We start from the raw sequence: 17,850 nt of genomic DNA, 5'->3' as shown, positions 1-17,850 counted from the left end.
CACTGTGTGAGCCCAGCCATTTTTGAAAGAGAGTTGAGCCAGACCGAGCTAAACCATGTTTACACCTTACTGTCCGAGCGTTGAGCATCATTGTTCTCGCACAACTCCGGCAAGCATTATTAATCCAACAGGCAATACAAAAACCATGATCATAAAACACCCTGAACTGACAGATTTTGTCACACTATTTCAGGAAATTATTGCTCATGTTAGGGACAACACAGTGAAAATTTTCCCAAAAGAGAAACACCGTATTATCGAACTTGTCGAGCAGTTGATCTCAGATACGCTTGAACAGCAGCGAGTCGAAGTCAGACACATTCAACAAGCGCTTGAATTGGTTGAACGCTTATCCGTTGTAGTCAACCTTGAGCGCTATGGCCAGTTCAATCTACTACTTGAGCAAGCTCGTAAAATTGCGACTTATCTGCTTAACCATGAAGAACCTCTATCTTGCCAAGATGAAGAGAAAATGCATCTGCTGTTTTCTTACCTTAAGAACCGACAAATGGTCTCTCAGCCAACCCAACTCACCGAAGGCAATGGCCTCCACATTGCAACCGCATACCGAAAAGGTCTGCTCAACCTCAGTGAAGCAATTGACGCCTATCGCGCACAGTTTGCATGTCAGCATCGCTTGCAATTTGTTCAACTGCAACCTTGAAAGGCCAGAAACGGCTTAAAGCACGTAAACCCATACCGCAACCACAGAGAACTTTTATGAAACGCTCACCGATCGCTTTCGCGCTAACAGCGATATTTGCCAACTATAACGCTGTCGCTAATTCGACCTTTGACAACACACTCAGTCAAGATTGGAGCGGTGTAAGAACCGATCTTGCCGACTCCGGAATCATCGTGAACGCGGAGTACACTAACGTCTATCAAACACCGCTTAATTCGACACCAAACGACCGCTCAAACACCTCTCACCGTTTTGATCTATTTACCCAGTTTGATTTTGAGGCACTTGGTCTTTGGCAAGAGGGCAAGCTCAACACGCAAGTGGTTGCCAGCAGTGGTAAGGCGAATGAGTTTGGTCTTGTACAGATTTCCAGCCCAAATTCAACACTGTTCGCCCATGATGATTCAGTGATGGTAACGAGTTTCAGTTACAGCCATCAGATTAGCCCTTCGACCCAACTTATGGTCGGTAAGTTTGATGCGATTGAGATGATGCGCCCAGCCAGTTTCTATGGTGGTGGCACACGTCATGGCTTTATGAACTTGGCGTTTACTGCGCCACCAAGTGGCGTAGTACCGCCTTCGTTTGTCGGGGTCATTGCGAATCACAGAGTTGGCAACACCCTTTGGAACGCGATGGTGTTCGACCCAAGAGATCGCTACACCGAAAACTTGAATGCTAAAGGTCTGTTTGATGATGGCGTCAGTGCTAGCTTAGGCTTTGTGCACTTTACCAAGCTGTTTGACCGTCAAACTCTGCTGTCAGTTAACTATGCTTACAGCACTGAGAAAGGCGCAGACTTTAGCTCACTGACACCAGATTTAAACTTCGAGGCGACTGCACAATATAAATACAACGCACGTTTCCAACTATCGCACAATTTAGTTGAGCGAGAGGGTAATCCGGCGGAATCTTGGGGCTTGCACCTGCGCGGTTCACTGGCTGATGGCAACCCGAATGTCTTTAACGCGACCTTCGCAGGCGGACTCGGCGGTAAAGCACTGTTCTTCGATCGCCCGATGGATACTTGGGGCTTAGGTTATTACTACTACGATTTGTCTGACGATCTACAAGACAGCATCAATGCATTACCTACTCCTTACAAACTGCGCAATGAACAAGGGTTTGAGGCTTATTATGCTTATGAGCCAGTACCTTGGTTAACAGTAACCGCTGATGTTCAATACGTCACTTCAGCGCTCAATACACAAGATAAAGCGTGGTTGGCAGGTCTTCGCACCAATATTCGCTTTTAATCATCGACAAAACGCTCCATCAAACACGATGGAGCGTTATTTTAACTCAGGTTGTTTTTGCCGACTTGACCTACAATATTGGCAATCTCGCGTAACTGCTCATTACTGCGATAATGATTAGGAAAAAACGCACACACATTATGTGATTGTGACTGGAGAACTTCTTCAAGCTTAAGTTTAATGAGTCCTTTTTGTGACGCGTGAGATTTTGCCAACCATTCCGGAATAATGGTCCAGCCATCTTGTGCGGCCATTTCTAATAACAGGTTGGTATCGGTAACAATTTGCTTGTTTACCGACATGGGATAAGCCCCCAACCCCCCATTTGCAGCGCTCTCTGTCATATATTGTTTTACCAAGCGCAGATCATTGAGGCTAACAGACTTCGCCTGCGCCAATGGGTGCTGTTTTGATAGGTAAGCTGAAAATCGCATCGTTCCTAGATTGATGACATCCAACTCGTGGGATGTCGCTATCAGGTTTTCACTCGCCATCAAAGCGATTTGCGCCCTTGCTTGTTTTACCTCAACAAACGCGTTTTCTCGCACACGATCAAGAAACTGGACATTTAGGTGCGGAAATTGACTCGATATGGCGGCATGGAGGCGAGTAAGCAAGTTCATAGGCACCAAAGGGTCATGGCAAATAACCAGCTCCGTTAATGTCGAATCATGCAGTGACAGAAGCGTTTCCTGCAAATCTCTAGCATGCTTGCCCAAAAGCACTGTGCGCTCATAAATGGCTTTTGCGGCTTTGGTCGGCGTTAATCGCTTACCTTCAAGTTCAAACAAAGCTAGCCCAGTAGAATCTTCTAACGCCACGATCTGCTCTCTAACCGTTGTACGTGTCTTACCCAACACTTTGCCAGCCTGACTGTAAGAGTTCGTCACGAAGACCTGATTAAAACAATGGATTTGTTCAAGAGTAAACATCGTCGCCCCCAGCAAAAATGTACGCACTTCCCTATCATTATGCATTTCTTTGATTTCTCAATCCATCTTAATATCAACACGAAAGATAACAAAACCTATCAAACAACACTTAAATAAGGTGAATAAGACAATGAAAATTCTTCGAAAAGCTTCAGTGCTTGCCGTTACAATGGCACTCGCGACAACAGTTAATGCCTCATCTATTGAAATGACCCAGTTTGTCGATAGCAAAACCGAGCGTCTGCAAGAAATTTACAAAGACCTGCATGCTAACCCAGGGCTAGGGTTCATGGAATACCGCACTGCGGGAGTGGTAGCCGATGAACTGACCAAACTCGGCTTTGAGGTAAAGACAGGCATTGGTAAAACGGGCGTGGTGGGAATCTTAGAAAATGGGCCAGGCCCGGTTGTAATGTTCCGCGCCGATATGGATGCCAACGCGGTCAAAGAAGAAACCGGACTGCCTTATGCCAGCAACGTTAAAGTCACCAACCTAGACGGAGAGGAAACGTACGTCTCGCACATGTGTGGTCATGACGCACACACCACCTGGCTGATCGGTTTAGCCAAAGTGATGGCCGAAATGAAATCTGAGTGGCAAGGCACGCTGGTATTGGTTGCTCAGCCTGCAGAGGAGCCGATTGAAGGCGCACAGTCTATGGTGCAAGATGGCATGTACACCACTCATGGCGTACCTGAGCCAGATTACTTCATCGCGATGCATACCTTCCCATTTGCAACGGGTACGGTACTGGCCTCACCAGGTCGGGTAAGTACCGGCTCTGATCATATTGACGTCACTTTCCACGGTGTTGGTGGCCATGGTTCTTCTCCGCATTTAGCAAAAGATCCAGTGCTCATGGCTGGACAAGCGATTGTTCAACTGCAAACCGTGGTTTCACGTCACATAGATCCAACGGATGTTTCGGTATTAACCGTTGGTTCAGTGCAAGCGGGCGTCGACAACAACGTGATTCCTGAAGAAGCAACACTAAAGCTCAAGCTTCACTTTTCAGACAACGAAGTTCGCAAGCAGATGCACGAGTCCATCACCAACATCGTTAACAACATCGCTCGCTCAAACGGCGTGACGGAAGAAGACCTGCCGACGATCACCTACAAAGGCTTCGCTGCGGCCATGGTTAACGATCCAGAACTGACGAGTCTGATTCAGAAAGAGCTGCGTGACGCTGATTATGTCAACAAAGTCGTGCCTCAGTTCCAAGCACCAGCATCGGATGACGCAACAACTTTAGTTGACCATATTCCAGGGGTAAAAGTGTCTTACCTAGCCGTTGGTTCAGCAGAGCCTAAGCTGGTTGAGCGAGCACATAAGAATGGTCAGCATTTCCCGTTTATGAACCACAACCCTGACTACCAAGTCGACCTTGACGCGATCGGTAAAGGAACCAAAGTGGCGTCAGACATCATCCTTAAGATCATGGAAAAATAGTGTTACCTCACTAATAAAATGTAGGGTGCACGGACGCACCTTTTTTTGCATCTTCTATAAGCTTCTTCTTCCTTTCAACGCCCCCCTGCCTAGTCAAAAAAACCTTGTTGTTTGACCTTCCATTGATTCTGTCACCCTATCTAGTTACTCAAGCAATAAAGCAACTTTTTGCCATCTTCCCGACGTCTACTCCCCTCACCGAGCCATCGGCTTTACGTTCCAACCGCAATGACAACGAAATATCACGCACAAAAAAACGGAGCTCAGTTGAGCTCCGTTTTACACCTTAATATTGCTATTTGTTACGCTTTTACTTTTTCACGCAGTTTTTGGAACACGGCGTAGAAACCCGGGGTCATAATCGAGCCCACCGCCAGTACCATCAACATACCGCCCAACAAGGCAAGGCCTGTGGTGTTTTGCGCGGTCGCACCCGCACCTTGTGCAAACGCAAGCGGTAAAATACCCAGAATAAACGACCACGACGTCATGTTCACCGCTCTAAAGCGCATTTTACCACCTTGGATCGCTGCCTCTTCAATCGACAGGCCTTGTTCTTCACGCTTAATTTTGGAGAACTCGACCATCAAAATGGCGTTTTTCGCCGCTAGCGATACCAACAGAATCAAACCAATTTGTCCGTAAATCGACAGCGCTTGACCACCCATTAGTAGTGCAGCGTATGTGCCGACCGCCGCTGTTGGCGCAACAATGATGATTGCTGCTGGCAGTGCCCAAGATTCATACTGCGCCACTAAGAACAGGTAGATGAACACCAAAGCGAGAATCATGGCAATTTGTGCTGTACCGCCCGCTTGTTTCTCTTGGAATGCCATATTGGTCCATTCAAACGTGTAACCCGACTCAAGCACATCGCCTGCAATGCGTTCCATCGCTTCAATTGCTTGACCCGAAGAGTATCCTGGCGCGGCGTTTAGCTGAATACGCGCCGCTGGTAGCATGTTGTAGCTGGTCACCAAGTCTGGCTCAAGTGTCGGTGAAATCGTCGCTACCGTTGACAATGGAACCTGCTTTCCGCTATTTGAGGGCACATGAATACGAAGAACATCATCCAGATCGTTACGCTGCTCACCTTTTGCCTGAACGAACACGCGGTAGCTACGACCATTGAGTGCGAAATCATTGACGTAAGAAGACGCAAGGTGCGTGGCCATCGCATCATTGATTGCGCCGAGCGTTACGCCCATTTGACGCGCTTTTTCGCGGTCAATGTCTACGTGATAGTGAGGCACATTGGCACGATAAGTTGTCATCGCACGGGTAATCTCTGGTGCTTGGTTCGCCGCTGCGACCATAGCGTAAGTCATCTGAGCCAGTTCTTGTGCACTGCGACCGCCCGTATCTTGCAGCATGAATTCAAGTGAATCACCTGCACCTACGCCCGGAATCGCTGGCATACCCATGGTAAACGTCATTGCCTTATCTATACCATGCAGTTGACGATTCAAACGCTGTGCAACCGCTGCCTGAGTATGGTCACCCTCAAGCTCAAGACGCTCATCCCAGTGCTTTAAGTTGATGAACATGGTCGCCGAGTTTGACGCCACACTGCCGGTTACGGCGTTAAAACCAATCGCACCTGCATAATCTTCGATCGCGGGATCGTTATTCAAAATCGCTTCCGCTTTACGGATCAGCGCATGAGTACGCTCTTTAGACGCGTTGTCCGGCAAGAACATCGCCAGTGCCAATACCCCTTTATCTTCAGCAGGGACAAATGCAGTTGGTAGCTTAGCGTTCATCGCGACCATAGCACCAATCGCCACAATGAAAGCCGTACCCAACACCAAGCTCTTACGCACCATCAGTGCTACGGCTTTACCATAAGCGTTGGTCACGCGATCAAACACGCGGTTAAACGCGACAAACCATTTCGCCGGCTGGCTGTTGCGCTTCATCACCATGGCACACAGAGCTGGCGACAGGGTGAGTGCGTTAATCGCAGACAACACCAGCGCGATACAAATCGTGATTGAGAACTGAGCGAACATCAAACCGGCAATACCCGGCAGCATCGCAACCGGAATAAACACCGCCAGCATCACCAGCGTCGACGCGATGATAGGCCCCGTAACCTCTTTCATCGCTTGAATGGTCGCTTCCTTGCTTGACCACTGTGGCTGTTCTTCGAGAATTCGTTCGACGTTTTCTACCACTAAGATCGCATTGTCTACCACAATACCAATCGCGAGAATCAAGCCAAATAGCGTGACTGTGTTGATGCTAAAGCCGCCCATTTGCATGAAGGCAAAGGTACCAATCAAAGAGACAGGAATGGCCACAACAGGCGCTAACGTTGCACGAACATTACCCAAGAATAAGTAGGTCACCGCGATAACCAGCAGAACCGCAACTAGCAGCGTTTCTACGATACTCTTAATCGATGCCTCTACCGCAAGCGTTGTATCGTAAGGGATTGCATACGACATGCCGGCTGGCAAAATAGATTCAATGTCTTTCAGCACCGCTTTTACGGCTTCACCCGTTTCCAATGCGTTTGCATCTGGGTTAGCTTGCATCATCACTAGCGCCGCTTCTTGACCATTATAGTTAGCGTACGCATCGTAGAACTGACTGCCAATTTCGATATCGGCCACATCCGCAAGGTGAATATGGTTACCATTAGCCAATGTTTTGACAATCACTTGCTCAAAATCTTGAGCACTGGTTAAACGCCCTTGTGTGATCAAGTTAAACTGAAGTGCGGCATTTTCACGGCTTGGACCTTGACCAATACGACCAGCAGGGACAACCGCGTTTTGCTCGCGAATCGCGTTCTTCACTTCTACTGTGCTGACACCTAGAGCTGCCATACGATCCATATCAAGCCACACACGCATGCCATACGTCGCGCCAATTAGGTCACTGGTCGCCAGCCCTGGAATACGCGCAATACGCTCCATGAAGTTGGATTCCACCCAAGAGTTAAGCTCAAGCTCAGACATTGACTGGGTTTCAGAATAGAACGCTACCGCAAGCAGATCGTCAGGCGTCGCTTTTCGGATACGAATACCACGGGCACGCACTTCGAACGGCAGCATGTTTTCCGCTACCGCGACACGGTTTGAAACGTTGACCATCGCCATGTCAGAATCAACGCTGTTATCAAACGTGATATTGAGGAAGTAACGGCCATCGTTGGTTGAACGCGACTGCATGTACACCATGCCATCCACGCCGTTGACCTCTTCTTCGATCGGGTTACCAATCACCTCTTTCACTGTTTCTGCGCTCGCTCCAGGTAAAACGGCGATCACACGAACCTGCGGAGGCGTCACACTAGGGTACTCAGCCACAGGCATGGTTTTAATCGCAATCAGGCCGATCAAGGTCAGGAAGATCGAAATAACAAACGCAAATTTTGGTCGATTGATGAAAAATTGACTTAGCATGGACCTACTCCGCTACCACTACTTGAGCACCTTCCCTAATGCGCTGTAGACCACCGATAATGATTGGCTCTTCCACGGCCAAACCTTGTGTAATAAAGACGTTTTGACCAATGCGGTCTGACACTTCCACATCTCGACGAACCGCAATCCCATCTTCAATCGTCAGGACGTATTGCGCCTTGTAATCTTGGTGAATTGCCGCATGCGGAATTTTTACACCAGTAAGCGCTTGAGTCGGCGCTAGGCCAACCCGTACATACTGATTCGCTGTCAGCAAGCCTTGCTCGTTGTTGAATGTTGCCGCGAGATCTATCGTGCCACTTTGTGGATCAATCTTGTTGTCAACAAATGAAAGAACGCCTTCGCTGTCAACAACTTCACCAGCAATTTCTAGTGAAACCAGTGTTGAGTCTGGGCGCGAAAAATCACGTACAGCGACGTCGGTTTGCTTGAGTGAGAAACTCGCTTCAATCGGATGGATTTGCACCAAGTCGGTAAGTGGTCCAAAGTTAGGTCCAACCATATCGCCGATAGAGAACAGGCTCTTACCCAATTTGCCACTGTACGGCGCTCTTACTTGGGTTTGTTCTAGGTTATCTTGCTGAACAACTAGGTTAGCTTGCGCTGATTCAACGCGGTGTTTCGCTTGTGCGAGTTCCGCTGAGCTTAAATCAAACTGCGCTTGAGATACGCCACCGGTTTTCAACATATTTGCATTACGTTGATGGTTCAGCTCTGTAAGTGCTAGCGCAGCTTTCGCCTCGCTCATAGAAGCCTTAGCGGCATCCAAAGCGGCTTGGTATGAGGTCGGGTCGATCTCAAATAGAACGTCACCTTTCTCGACTAAAGCCCCATCTTCAAAGTTTTTCTTGAGTAAGTAACCTGTGGTTCTTGGCGTCAAATTGGCGGACTCAATCGCTTGCATTCGGCCGACGTAATAGCTAGTTGGGCTGTGGAGGTGTGCCTTTGCAGTGACCACACTAACAGGGGTTGCTTGAGCCACGTTTTGCTGGTCACTTTCATTTGAACTACCACAACCAGATAGCAAAAGGGCAATCGCTGTGTATAAGGGCAATTTTCTCATGAGTTTCTCTTTATTAATTAATTTGATTGAGTGGGTGCGGTGTAATCACTAAACATCTAGCAGGCGATTAATTGCGTTTAGCGCGTCGTCATCGAGAACACCTGCTAGGAAATGCAGTTGTAGATTTGCGACTAAGAAATCGATCTGAGCGGCAGTTAACTGCTCTTTCGCTGAGTAAAGTTGACGCGTCGAGTCAAGCACATCAACGATAGTGCGCGTGCCAATGTCTAGCCCTTGCTCCGTCGCTTTTAGAGCTGATTCGGCAGAAATCACCGCTTGTTGATAAGCAGATTGCGCACTTTCAAGTGCCACTAAATCTTTTTCTGCGCTGCGCACTTGGCGTGCGACCTGTCGCCAAGTATGGCTTTGAAGTTCAAGTGCCTGTTGGTACTGAATATTGGCTTGTTCGACTCGATTTTCCGTCGCGCCACCACGGTAAGCTGGCAGAGACATTGCCACTCCGGCAAACACAGTGGCATTGTTATCTAGGTCTTGAAACGAGCCTTTGGCTTGTTGTGGGCCGTTGCTACGGGATTGAGTAGCAAACGCATAGCGATACTCTGCCACTAAGCCAATCGTCGGCATATGACCCGCTTGAGCAAGGGAAATCTGCTCTCGCGATAACTCAACCAGATGACGTTGAATCTCCATTTGCTGGCTCTCTCGCTGAGCAAGCTCTTGCCAGCTGATGTAACCATTGGGTTGGGGGAGCGAAACCTTAGGCAGATTGGCACCCAATGAGGCTACTCGTGTATATTCGCGACCCGTTAATTCGTACAGATAGTCGAGCGCCTTTTCCACCTCGTTGTGAGCAAAAATCACCGCCGTTTCCGCTAGGTCATATTGCGCTTGGGTTTCTTTGACATCATTCTCTGGCACGAGGCCGTTATTAAAACGATGCTTCACTTGAACCAAATGCTCACCTATCGCTTTCTTGGTGGCTTTAACCTGTTTTTGTTTCTCTTGCGCTTTAAGCGCATTGAAATAGCCATTGACCACACTCATCTGCATCGTCGCTAGAGCGTAATCATAACTAACCTTGCTGAGTTCATGCTGCTGCTCAGCAATGGCACTCGCTCGATTAAGCTGATCATTAAAAATATTTTGCCCAACCGATACAGACACTTCTGCGCCTTGGCCATCGGTTTCGTTCATCGTGGTCCAATCATTTCGCAGCGCACCATACTGAACACTCACATCCACCTGTGGGCGGTATTGACCATCAATGATGGCGCTGCCTTTACGCGCACTATCCATTTCCAGTGCCGCACTAGCCAATATCGGATTGTTCTCTAGTGAGTCTAGATAGAGTCGCTGCAAGTCAACAGTATGTGCCACTGCGGGCGCGCCGCTAAGTGTCAAACTGACCCCAACTGCTGATAACAATAGTCTGTTCATAGTTTTACTCGCTGTTTTACAACGTAATTACGTGATTAATCGTGTTTAATGACGCTGTTTTACTGAGAAACCAGTGCGAAACGTAGGCTTGGAAGAGCAGGAATTGTTTCAGATCAGCTTTCGCGGCGGTAAGAAAGGAAAAGCGTGGCTACGCTCGGCTTTTTTTGTTATTTAATTTATTACTTATTAATTAGGAGAGAGACACTAGAAATGCTGGGACTGAAAGCGAAAGTAACCTGGTTTAACTCTGAGAAAAAATTTGGCTTTGCGGTGCCCGATGTCGTTCCCATTGATGTGTTGATTGATCTTTCCAGCATCAACTTGGCCAACATGGAATTAGCCCTTGGGCAGCGAATTTACATAGAAATCGAAACACCTGACGACGGTGGCTTTCGCGCCACTGCAGTGATCCCACTATGACGGATGCGGTATCGGTAACGTCTGCGCCTGACAATAAACGAGGAAGGCCCAAAAGCGCTCCATTAATAAAACAGCAACGTCGTGTAGCTAAACGCTATCAAGATCTACTTAACGTGCGTCAGCAATTCAACTTAGAGCTGAAACAGCACTACCCAGATTTAAATCCTGCGGAACTCAGCGATGTCGCCCAACTTGTTCTTGCTACCGCGGAAGAATATCGCTTATGGTCAGAAATCGACAATCGGCTGCTCGCCATTCAGAGGCACAAAGACCCAGAAACTCAATTTTTTCTCCAGTCGGAGAAACTCCAGCAGGACTTAGTCCAGTTGCAGACGACTTATCAGTTAATACTCTGTCAGCGTAATCAACCTATCCTACCCAGTAAAAAGTACTGGCGACATGCTAACAATGAAACAATCAATAAGGCGATTTCATATTTAAGTTATCAGCCAGCTAACGAACAAACTGTTACGCTCTATGGTTTTGCTCTTTGGCTCAAAGCACAGTGTGCTGAGTATGAAGAGAAGTGTGCTGTTAAAACTTGGCGAACATTGATCAGAAAGGGGCTAGGCCACATCATTGAAAAACGCATTGGTTTGATTTACCCGATACACAGCGCCAAAACCGCAGGTCGCCCTAAGCTACCAACGCCGGTTGATCTTGTTAGGGCGGAGCAATCCTTGATCGATGATTATCAAGAGCTAGCCGTAACTTATCGTGCTCTACAAATACTACCACTGACACCAGAACAAGTTTGGCGAAACCAACAACATAGCAAACTCAAAAAAGTGGGCCGAAAACCATTGAGTGAGCGCCAAAAAGCACTAAGAAAACGGAAAAAACTAGAGGAACAATTGCGTGAATTAGAACGCAATAAAGAAGCAATTTTAGCCGCAGAGTCAGAGCGAAAGCCTAAACGTGGACGCAAGCCTCTCACCTACCAGCAATTAAGATCTAGATTGCTAGAAAAGATACAAGCACTTACCAAACTTTCCGCGTAGTACAAATCGAGCTCAACACCATACAGCGTAACTGGCTACGACAGTTGAATTGTCAATAACACTGATTCTTTGTTTGCATACACACGAAATGTGCCTTAGTAAAAGTTTTTAACTGACGAGTTTCTGAGAATCCGTTTTTTCATAATAAACAACCATACCTGTAGTAAACTTACCTAAGTGTTGTACACTAAATAAGCTATTTCAAGGTATGGTTGTTTTTATTTCAACGTATGGCTTCGTAAATTCAACGTTTAGTTGTTTTTACATAGTTGCTAGCCAATAGCTATTTACTCTTTACCAAATACATTGTTCTCTTGCTCGAGAACGCGGATGAATGTGGTGCGTTTGGTAAGCTCGCGAAGCTCCGCTGCGCCTACGTAGGTACAGGTTGAGCGCACACCGCCAAGGATGTCTTGAATCGTGCCGTGAACACTGCCACGGTAAGGCAATAGTACGGTTTTTCCTTCCGCTGCGCGGTAGCCTGCAACGCCGCCAGAGTGCTTGTCCATCGCGCTCTTTGAAGACATGCCGTAGAACTTCATGTAGCTCTCGCCGTCTTTTAGAACGATTTCACCGCCTGATTCTTCATGGCCAGCGAGCATGCCGCCTAGCATCACGAAATCTGCACCACCGCCGAAGGCTTTCGCTACATCGCCTGCACACGCACAGCCACCGTCACCGATAATACGGCCACCAAGACCGTGCGCGGCATCGGCACACTCGATGATGGCAGAAAGCTGAGGGTAACCAACGCCTGTTTTCACGCGAGTAGTACACACAGAGCCAGGGCCAATGCCCACTTTAACGATGTCTGCGCCAGCAAGGATCAGCTCTTCTACCATATCGCCAGTGACGACGTTACCTGCTGAGATCACTTTGTCTGGGAACGCGGCGCGAACTTGCTGAACGTATTGCACTAGGTGCTCTGAATAGCCGTTGGCGATATCGATACAGATGAAAATCAGCTCATCGGAAAGCGCCATGACATCTTTGGTTTTCTGGAAGTCAGCTTCCGACGTGCCGGTTGAAACCATTACTTTGTTCAAGGTTTCGCTGTCAGCATCTTTGACGAAATCGGCCCAATCTTGAACGGTATAGTGTTTGTGGATGGCGGTCATTACACCATGCTGAGAAAGAGCTTTCGCCATGTCGAAGCTGCCCACAGAGTCCATATTGGCGGCAATGACAGGCACGCCAGACCATTGACGACCACTATGTTTGAATGTAAACTCGCGGGTTAAATTTACTTGAGAACGGCTTTTCAGGGTAGAACGTTTCGGGCGAAACAGGACATCTTTAAAACCTAACTTAAGTTCTTGTTCGATACGCATTGTGTAATTCCTTGATTCATAACTTGTATGTGTCATCGCAGAGTGCGTAGTAACCAAGTTGGCAGACGAGGTTACTGTTCTTCGGACACAAAAAAACCGGAGCGTTGGCAGACGCTCCGGTTTTCAGCATTATAGGTCGCGATTTTTTTTCGACAAGTCTGATTTTTTAAATTTTTTTGTGCTACCATCGCAGAGATTCCATACCCACTCCCCTCGATTTTCCCCTTAGTTTCTTTTTTATCTTTTAATTCATGCCGTTAGTAAAGAAATCGTTCGCAAACGCTTGCGCAATGCTTTGGCTATTTGCTCACCCATGTCCGTTTTTTTCTCAAGATGTGACCTAAACAAGGTGGTCACTGCCGATCAACCTTCTCACTTTTTTGTTAACCCTCCTAAACTTTTAGTATGAAAAGCGGACTGTTTTTTGCTTAGTAAGGTATTAAGGAATAAACAAGGAACACGTTTGCCGCTCGGCAAATGAACAACAAAGGCAGTGTCGATAATGAAAAAACTCTCTTTAATCACTCTTGCATTCGTGACTACGCTTCCTGCTGCGGCATACGCAAAAGGGGAAATGGGCTCCATGTACACCAACGTGGGAGCAACAATGGTAAGCAATGGCAACGAAGAAGAACTCGCTTACTTTTTCCAAGTCGGCTACAACCACCGCATTACCGATTTTCTTTCCGCTGACGTGAGTTATAAAAAGGTAGAAACGGTAAACAGCAGTGTGGCGGCCAACTCGAAAGATTTTGTACAAACCTATAACGCGTATGGTGTGGGCTTGAGGGTCGATCAACACCTTGGCGCGCTCAGTATCTACGGAAAAGCTGGGGCAAGTTACATTGAATCGGAGTTGACGAAGTGGGACACGGTGACGTCTGCGGAAAAAACCACCACGGATGACAGCTTTAAACCTTATGCAAGTGCAGGGGTGAGCTTAGCCTCTCCGTTTGATCAACGCTTAACGCTAGATGCCGCTGTCACTTATCAGATGCTGCCGAATGATGAGCACGCCACCTCAGTGAGTGCTGGCGTGAAGTTCTCGTTCTAAGCCGTTTTCGTTCCAAGCGGCAGAACTTTCTGCCTGTTCAATGTGCTCAAACCACCATCGTGGATGGTTTGAGCGTATCCTCATTTGTCTCTGCCTCACCTTAACGCAGAGACAAATGGGGTAAACTCGTTGAAACATAAGCCGTCACAATGTAGCAGGATACGTTGCAGCGGGATAGGTTCAATCAGCGTTCAGCAACTGACGGATTTTGTCGAACAAGTCGGAAGCCAGTAAACCTATCTCCCCATCTTGCTCCGCGCAAATATCCGCGGCACAACTGTGTAAAAGCACGCCTAGCGATGCGGCTCTCAATAATGGCAGCTTCTGGGCTAATAACGCACCGATCACACCGGAAAGCACATCGCCCATTCCCCCAGTAGCCATTCCAGGGTTGCCAGCATTACACACGAAAGTCTGTGTACCATCGCAAATCAGGGTTCCTGCCCCCTTAAGGACTACCACGCCTCCGTATTGGCTTTGCAGCACTAAAATCGCGGCAAATCGATCGGCTTCGACTTCATTGACGCTACAGCCAAGCAACCTTGCGGCTTCTCCCGGATGCGGGGTAATAATGCGCTGATCATTGTGGTTTGGGTAGCGCGCAAGCCAGTTCAAACCATCGGCATCTAACACCATTGGCCCTTGGTAATTGGCAATGTCGTTCCAACGTTTTTTTGCCCATTCATCGGTCCCTAAACCCGGCCCCACCACGAGTACATCGGCCCAATCGAGTTTCTTTTCGAGCTCTTTCTTGTCTTCGTTATAGCCCAGCGTCATCACTTCAGGGCAATGGATTTGCAGCGGCAATGCGGATTCTGGATGCGTCAGCGCGGCCATCAAACCTGCGCCACTGCGCGCGCAAGCCGTTGCCGCTAATGAGATTGCCCCAGACATGCCGCGGTTGCCCCCGAGCAACACAACACGTCCATGATCACCTTTATGAGCGCAGCGGTCTCTGGTAAGTCGCCATTGAGCAATCTCATCACGCTCAATCGTCATCTTGAAACTCGGGACTAATTTGGAAAATTCAGCACCAACGCCAAGATCAGCAAAATGTATCAATCCGCAAAAGGCTCTCGCTTTTCCCGTGACGAGCCCTTGTTTGGTGCCAATGAAGGTGACGGTGTGATCGGCATGAATCGCGTCAGGAAGCGCTTGGCCAGTATCAGCACAAAGCCCGGACGGAATATCCACTGACACAATCGGTTTTCCCGCGAGGTTGACCATGTCTATGACCTTGGCCATCTCTTCACGAACAGCGCCTGCTAGGCCTGTACCCAGCAGAGCATCCACCACCAAATCGCAGTCTGAAAGTGCCCCGTTGAGGCTGGTGGTGTCAGATATCTCTCCTCCAGCATCTCGCCACGCTTGCTGTGCTTGTTTGGCATCTCCGCTTAAACTCTCTGCATCACCACTTTGAATCAGCACCACATGCAAACCTTGCTGCAGAGCTAACCGAGCAACCACATAGCCATCACCGCCATTATTTCCCTTGCCACACACCACACATAAGCGTGATACCGCTGGATAATAGTTAAGAATCACAGCAAATGTGGCGCGCCCTGCCCTTTCCATCAGCTCATAGAGTGTCACGCCCGCGTTGGCGGCAGCGCCCACTTCCCCTTCTCTTACTTGCTTTGCGGTATACAGTGCGTTGCGTAAATCCATGGCAGTCACCTTATTTTGCGCGTTACTGAAAGCTCTACGATGACTGTAGACGAAAAAGCCAAGGAAAACCTTGGCTTAAAAGAGAGTTTGCACAAATTACGCGACAAAATGCTATTGATGTTGCTGCGCCATGATCGCTTCTGCGGTGGCATCTTGTATGGAGAGAAACAGTGATTTCACTTGCCCTGTTGGTGTGCGCATCGGGTTAAGAGTCACGTTTTGATACATGAACTCCGCTTGCTGTGTCACTGGGCGAACGTTGCGGCAGCGAAACAGATACGGGCGCTGACGCCAGGTGATAAAGCTACGACAACCCAAGTTGTACACTGGCTTGGTTTTTAATTTGAACCACTCTTGGGGGATCTCTGGAAAGAGTTCAAAGATCGATTTGCCAATGGCGTCGTGCGCTTGTTTGCCACTGTGGTGCGTCATAAATCCATTCCACACTTGCACATTGTAATCGGTATCCAACACGATTAACCCCATGTCGACGTTTTGTACCATGTCCACCATCCAGTGGAACTGTTCAAATTCTGCAGGAAGATTAAGCATTAGAAGTCCTCCATCAGATAGGCGAGTTTGTTGTCTAACAACGGCAGTGACTCATCAACAAACATAAACAGTAAGTCACAACGAATCGACGTATTTTCAATGGTATAACTCACTTCAAACGTCATGGTTTTGGTAAACGAACCGGTAGTATTTTCAATCACAGAATCAATTGAAATGTGCTGACCTAGCAAGACAGGAGAGCTTTGGAAAAAACGCACTTCCGCTTGCTGCCCTAAGCCATTGAGGAAAGACCCAACTAAGATATTGGAAACGTCCATAAGAAGCTCGAGCTCTTCCAGTTCTTCGCTGTCTGCCGGTACTTTCATCAGTTTTTTCAGGTCGGCAACACTGGAATCGCTGAGCAAGACGAGTGCCTCTCCCGCAATCCCTTCGCCACTGAAACCTTGGCATACGCCGGAAACGTTGTCACTTTCCGCCAAATCGCGCAGTGCCATGTGCAGCTCGCTGAGCTCAAAGATATTCACGTTCGGTAGCGGCAAGTTTACAAACACATCAAAATGCCTTGCCAACGCATCTGCAGCGCGACCAATGGAAACGTTCGCCACTTCCATGTAGATGTCACGGCGGCGCAAAATTGGCAATTCGATGGTTCTAGGCGTCACAACTTGAGGAACCGAAGCTGGCTCAACTAATTCTCTGAGTGTGGCTTTCAGTTCATCTTGGCCAATCGGCTTTTGAATAAATGCCTTGGCTCCCAGCGCGAAAACGCGTTCTTTCGCTTTGGGTTGAATATCGCCGGAGACAACGATAACGGGCGTATTGTCGCCACGTTTTCGCATTTCTTCTAATGTTCCAAAACCGTCCAACTCCGGCATGGTGAGATCAAGGAACATTAATTTAAATTGTTTTTGGCTCAGTTCTTCTAACGCGTTAAGACCATGCACTGCGAATGTAATATCCGCATTCAAAGAAGCAGGTAGTGAGCGAGCCATTTGCTTTCGAGCAAGCGCTGAGTCATCACAGATGAGTACAGGAAAAGACATTCAACCACCCTTTTGACAGGTATTCCACTGCAACAAGTTTAACAGATAGATACTAAATGACGTACGGAAACTGACGTATTTATTATTGTTGTTCGCTATAAGTATGAACGTTATTTAACGAGAATACGAAATAACTTCTAGGGTGGGAACGATTTTCTATGGCCTCGGTAACAAAAATCTTTTAAATAAGAATTAGTTAAGGAAAAGCGTTTAACTTTTGTTCGTTTTCCATACAAAAAGAGAAAGCGCCCAACGAATTAGGCGCTTTTGATTGAGAATGTATTAAAGAGTGTAGACAGGGAAAATGATCATTAGGCCAAAACGCATGACCACCGCAAACAGACACAAACCAATGCCAAGGCGATACCATTTAAACTCACTGATCGACATCGGAATGCGTTTGTAGAACATCGTTGCAATTCCTCGCCAATCTTGGCTGCGTTTTCCATACTGAATAACGCCTGTTAGCACAAAAAGTATGCCTAGCAACAGTATGGCTTTTTCAAGCATGTATAAACCCGCTTCCATGTGATCCCTCTCATCTACCGCTATTGTTACTGCTTGGTATCATAGTAGCGGTATGAGGCAAAGAGATCTCT

At 47.7% G+C, this 17,850-nt stretch carries 15 protein-coding genes; 6 read left to right on the top strand and 9 right to left on the bottom strand.

Going from position 1 to position 17,850, the window contains the following annotated elements:
• Window positions 1–223 precede the first annotated feature (223 nt).
• Entirely contained in the window at window positions 224–664 is a 441-nt protein-coding gene (locus AOT11_RS19915) for an acyltransferase (protein ID WP_223848378.1), read from the top strand.
• Window positions 665–720: 56 nt separating this feature from the next.
• Window positions 721–1,941, top strand: coding sequence for a carbohydrate porin (locus AOT11_RS19910; protein ID WP_017421688.1), 1,221 nt, complete (start codon window positions 721–723; stop codon window positions 1,939–1,941).
• 41 nt (window positions 1,942–1,982) lie between these two features.
• Here AOT11_RS19910 and AOT11_RS19905 read toward each other — a convergent pair whose 3' ends face one another.
• Entirely contained in the window at window positions 1,983–2,918 is a 936-nt protein-coding gene (locus AOT11_RS19905; RefSeq protein WP_017428814.1) for a LysR family transcriptional regulator, read from the bottom strand.
• An 85-nt stretch (window positions 2,919–3,003) separates the two neighbouring features.
• Between AOT11_RS19905 and AOT11_RS19900 the strand changes: the two genes are divergently transcribed.
• Window positions 3,004–4,326: an amidohydrolase gene (locus tag AOT11_RS19900; RefSeq protein WP_017421686.1), complete on the top strand. Its 1,323-nt coding sequence runs from the start codon at window positions 3,004–3,006 to the stop codon at window positions 4,324–4,326.
• Between the two features lie 302 nt (window positions 4,327–4,628).
• On the opposite strand, the gene AOT11_RS19895 is transcribed toward AOT11_RS19900, so the two are convergent.
• The 3 genes from AOT11_RS19895 to AOT11_RS19885 are packed head-to-tail and all read right to left on the bottom strand — an operon-like array spanning window position 4,629 to window position 10,221.
• Window positions 4,629–7,739, bottom strand: coding sequence for an efflux RND transporter permease subunit (locus AOT11_RS19895; RefSeq protein ID WP_017421685.1), 3,111 nt, complete (start codon window positions 7,737–7,739; stop codon window positions 4,629–4,631).
• Window positions 7,740–7,743: 4 nt separating this feature from the next.
• A complete protein-coding gene (locus AOT11_RS19890; protein ID WP_017421684.1) occupies window positions 7,744–8,823 on the bottom strand; it encodes an efflux RND transporter periplasmic adaptor subunit in 1,080 nt (359 codons plus the stop codon).
• 48 nt (window positions 8,824–8,871) lie between these two features.
• The gene (locus AOT11_RS19885) at window positions 8,872–10,221 is read right to left on the bottom strand and encodes a TolC family outer membrane protein (RefSeq protein ID WP_017421683.1); all 1,350 of its coding nucleotides are present in this window, start codon (window positions 10,219–10,221) and stop codon (window positions 8,872–8,874) included.
• 210 nt (window positions 10,222–10,431) lie between these two features.
• Between AOT11_RS19885 and AOT11_RS19880 the strand changes: the two genes are divergently transcribed.
• A complete protein-coding gene (locus tag AOT11_RS19880; protein ID WP_017421681.1) occupies window positions 10,432–10,641 on the top strand; it encodes a cold shock domain-containing protein in 210 nt (69 codons plus the stop codon).
• Window positions 10,638–11,642, top strand: coding sequence for a hypothetical protein (locus tag AOT11_RS19875; RefSeq protein ID WP_017421680.1), 1,005 nt, complete (start codon window positions 10,638–10,640; stop codon window positions 11,640–11,642). Before AOT11_RS19880 ends, AOT11_RS19875 begins: the two co-directional genes overlap by 4 nt.
• Window positions 11,643–11,929: 287 nt before the next feature.
• On the opposite strand, the gene AOT11_RS19870 is transcribed toward AOT11_RS19875, so the two are convergent.
• Window positions 11,930–12,973 carry a GMP reductase gene (locus AOT11_RS19870; RefSeq protein WP_017421679.1) on the bottom strand — a complete coding sequence of 348 codons (1,044 nt, stop codon included), beginning with the start codon at window positions 12,971–12,973 and terminating at the stop codon, window positions 11,930–11,932.
• Between the two features lie 502 nt (window positions 12,974–13,475).
• Here AOT11_RS19870 and AOT11_RS19865 point away from each other — a divergent pair.
• Window positions 13,476–14,027: an outer membrane beta-barrel protein gene (locus tag AOT11_RS19865; RefSeq protein ID WP_017421678.1), complete on the top strand. Its 552-nt coding sequence runs from the start codon at window positions 13,476–13,478 to the stop codon at window positions 14,025–14,027.
• A gap of 180 nt (window positions 14,028–14,207) precedes the next feature.
• Here the strand turns inward: AOT11_RS19865 and AOT11_RS19860 are convergent, their stop codons facing one another.
• The 4 genes from AOT11_RS19860 to AOT11_RS19845 form a co-directional block, all read right to left on the bottom strand.
• Window positions 14,208–15,704 (bottom strand): bifunctional ADP-dependent NAD(P)H-hydrate dehydratase/NAD(P)H-hydrate epimerase, encoded by a 1,497-nt coding sequence (locus AOT11_RS19860; protein ID WP_017421677.1) that lies wholly within the window; start codon window positions 15,702–15,704, stop codon window positions 14,208–14,210.
• Window positions 15,705–15,806: 102 nt separating this feature from the next.
• Window positions 15,807–16,247, bottom strand: coding sequence for a PAS domain-containing protein (locus tag AOT11_RS19855; RefSeq protein ID WP_011081647.1), 441 nt, complete (start codon window positions 16,245–16,247; stop codon window positions 15,807–15,809).
• A complete protein-coding gene (locus AOT11_RS19850; RefSeq protein ID WP_017421676.1) occupies window positions 16,247–17,251 on the bottom strand; it encodes a response regulator in 1,005 nt (334 codons plus the stop codon). The genes AOT11_RS19855 and AOT11_RS19850 overlap by 1 nt, the downstream gene beginning before the upstream one ends.
• 282 nt (window positions 17,252–17,533) lie before the next feature.
• Window positions 17,534–17,779: a hypothetical protein gene (locus tag AOT11_RS19845; RefSeq protein ID WP_011081649.1), complete on the bottom strand. Its 246-nt coding sequence runs from the start codon at window positions 17,777–17,779 to the stop codon at window positions 17,534–17,536.
• Between the last annotated feature and the right edge of the window lie 71 nt (window positions 17,780–17,850).

Origin of the sequence: Vibrio vulnificus NBRC 15645 = ATCC 27562 (genome assembly GCF_002224265.1) — a bacterium.
In the GTDB taxonomy this organism is placed as follows: Bacteria; Pseudomonadota; Gammaproteobacteria; order Enterobacterales; family Vibrionaceae; genus Vibrio; species Vibrio vulnificus.
Note: the sequence above shows the minus strand (reverse complement) of the source record. Positions and strands in the feature narration are given on the sequence as shown.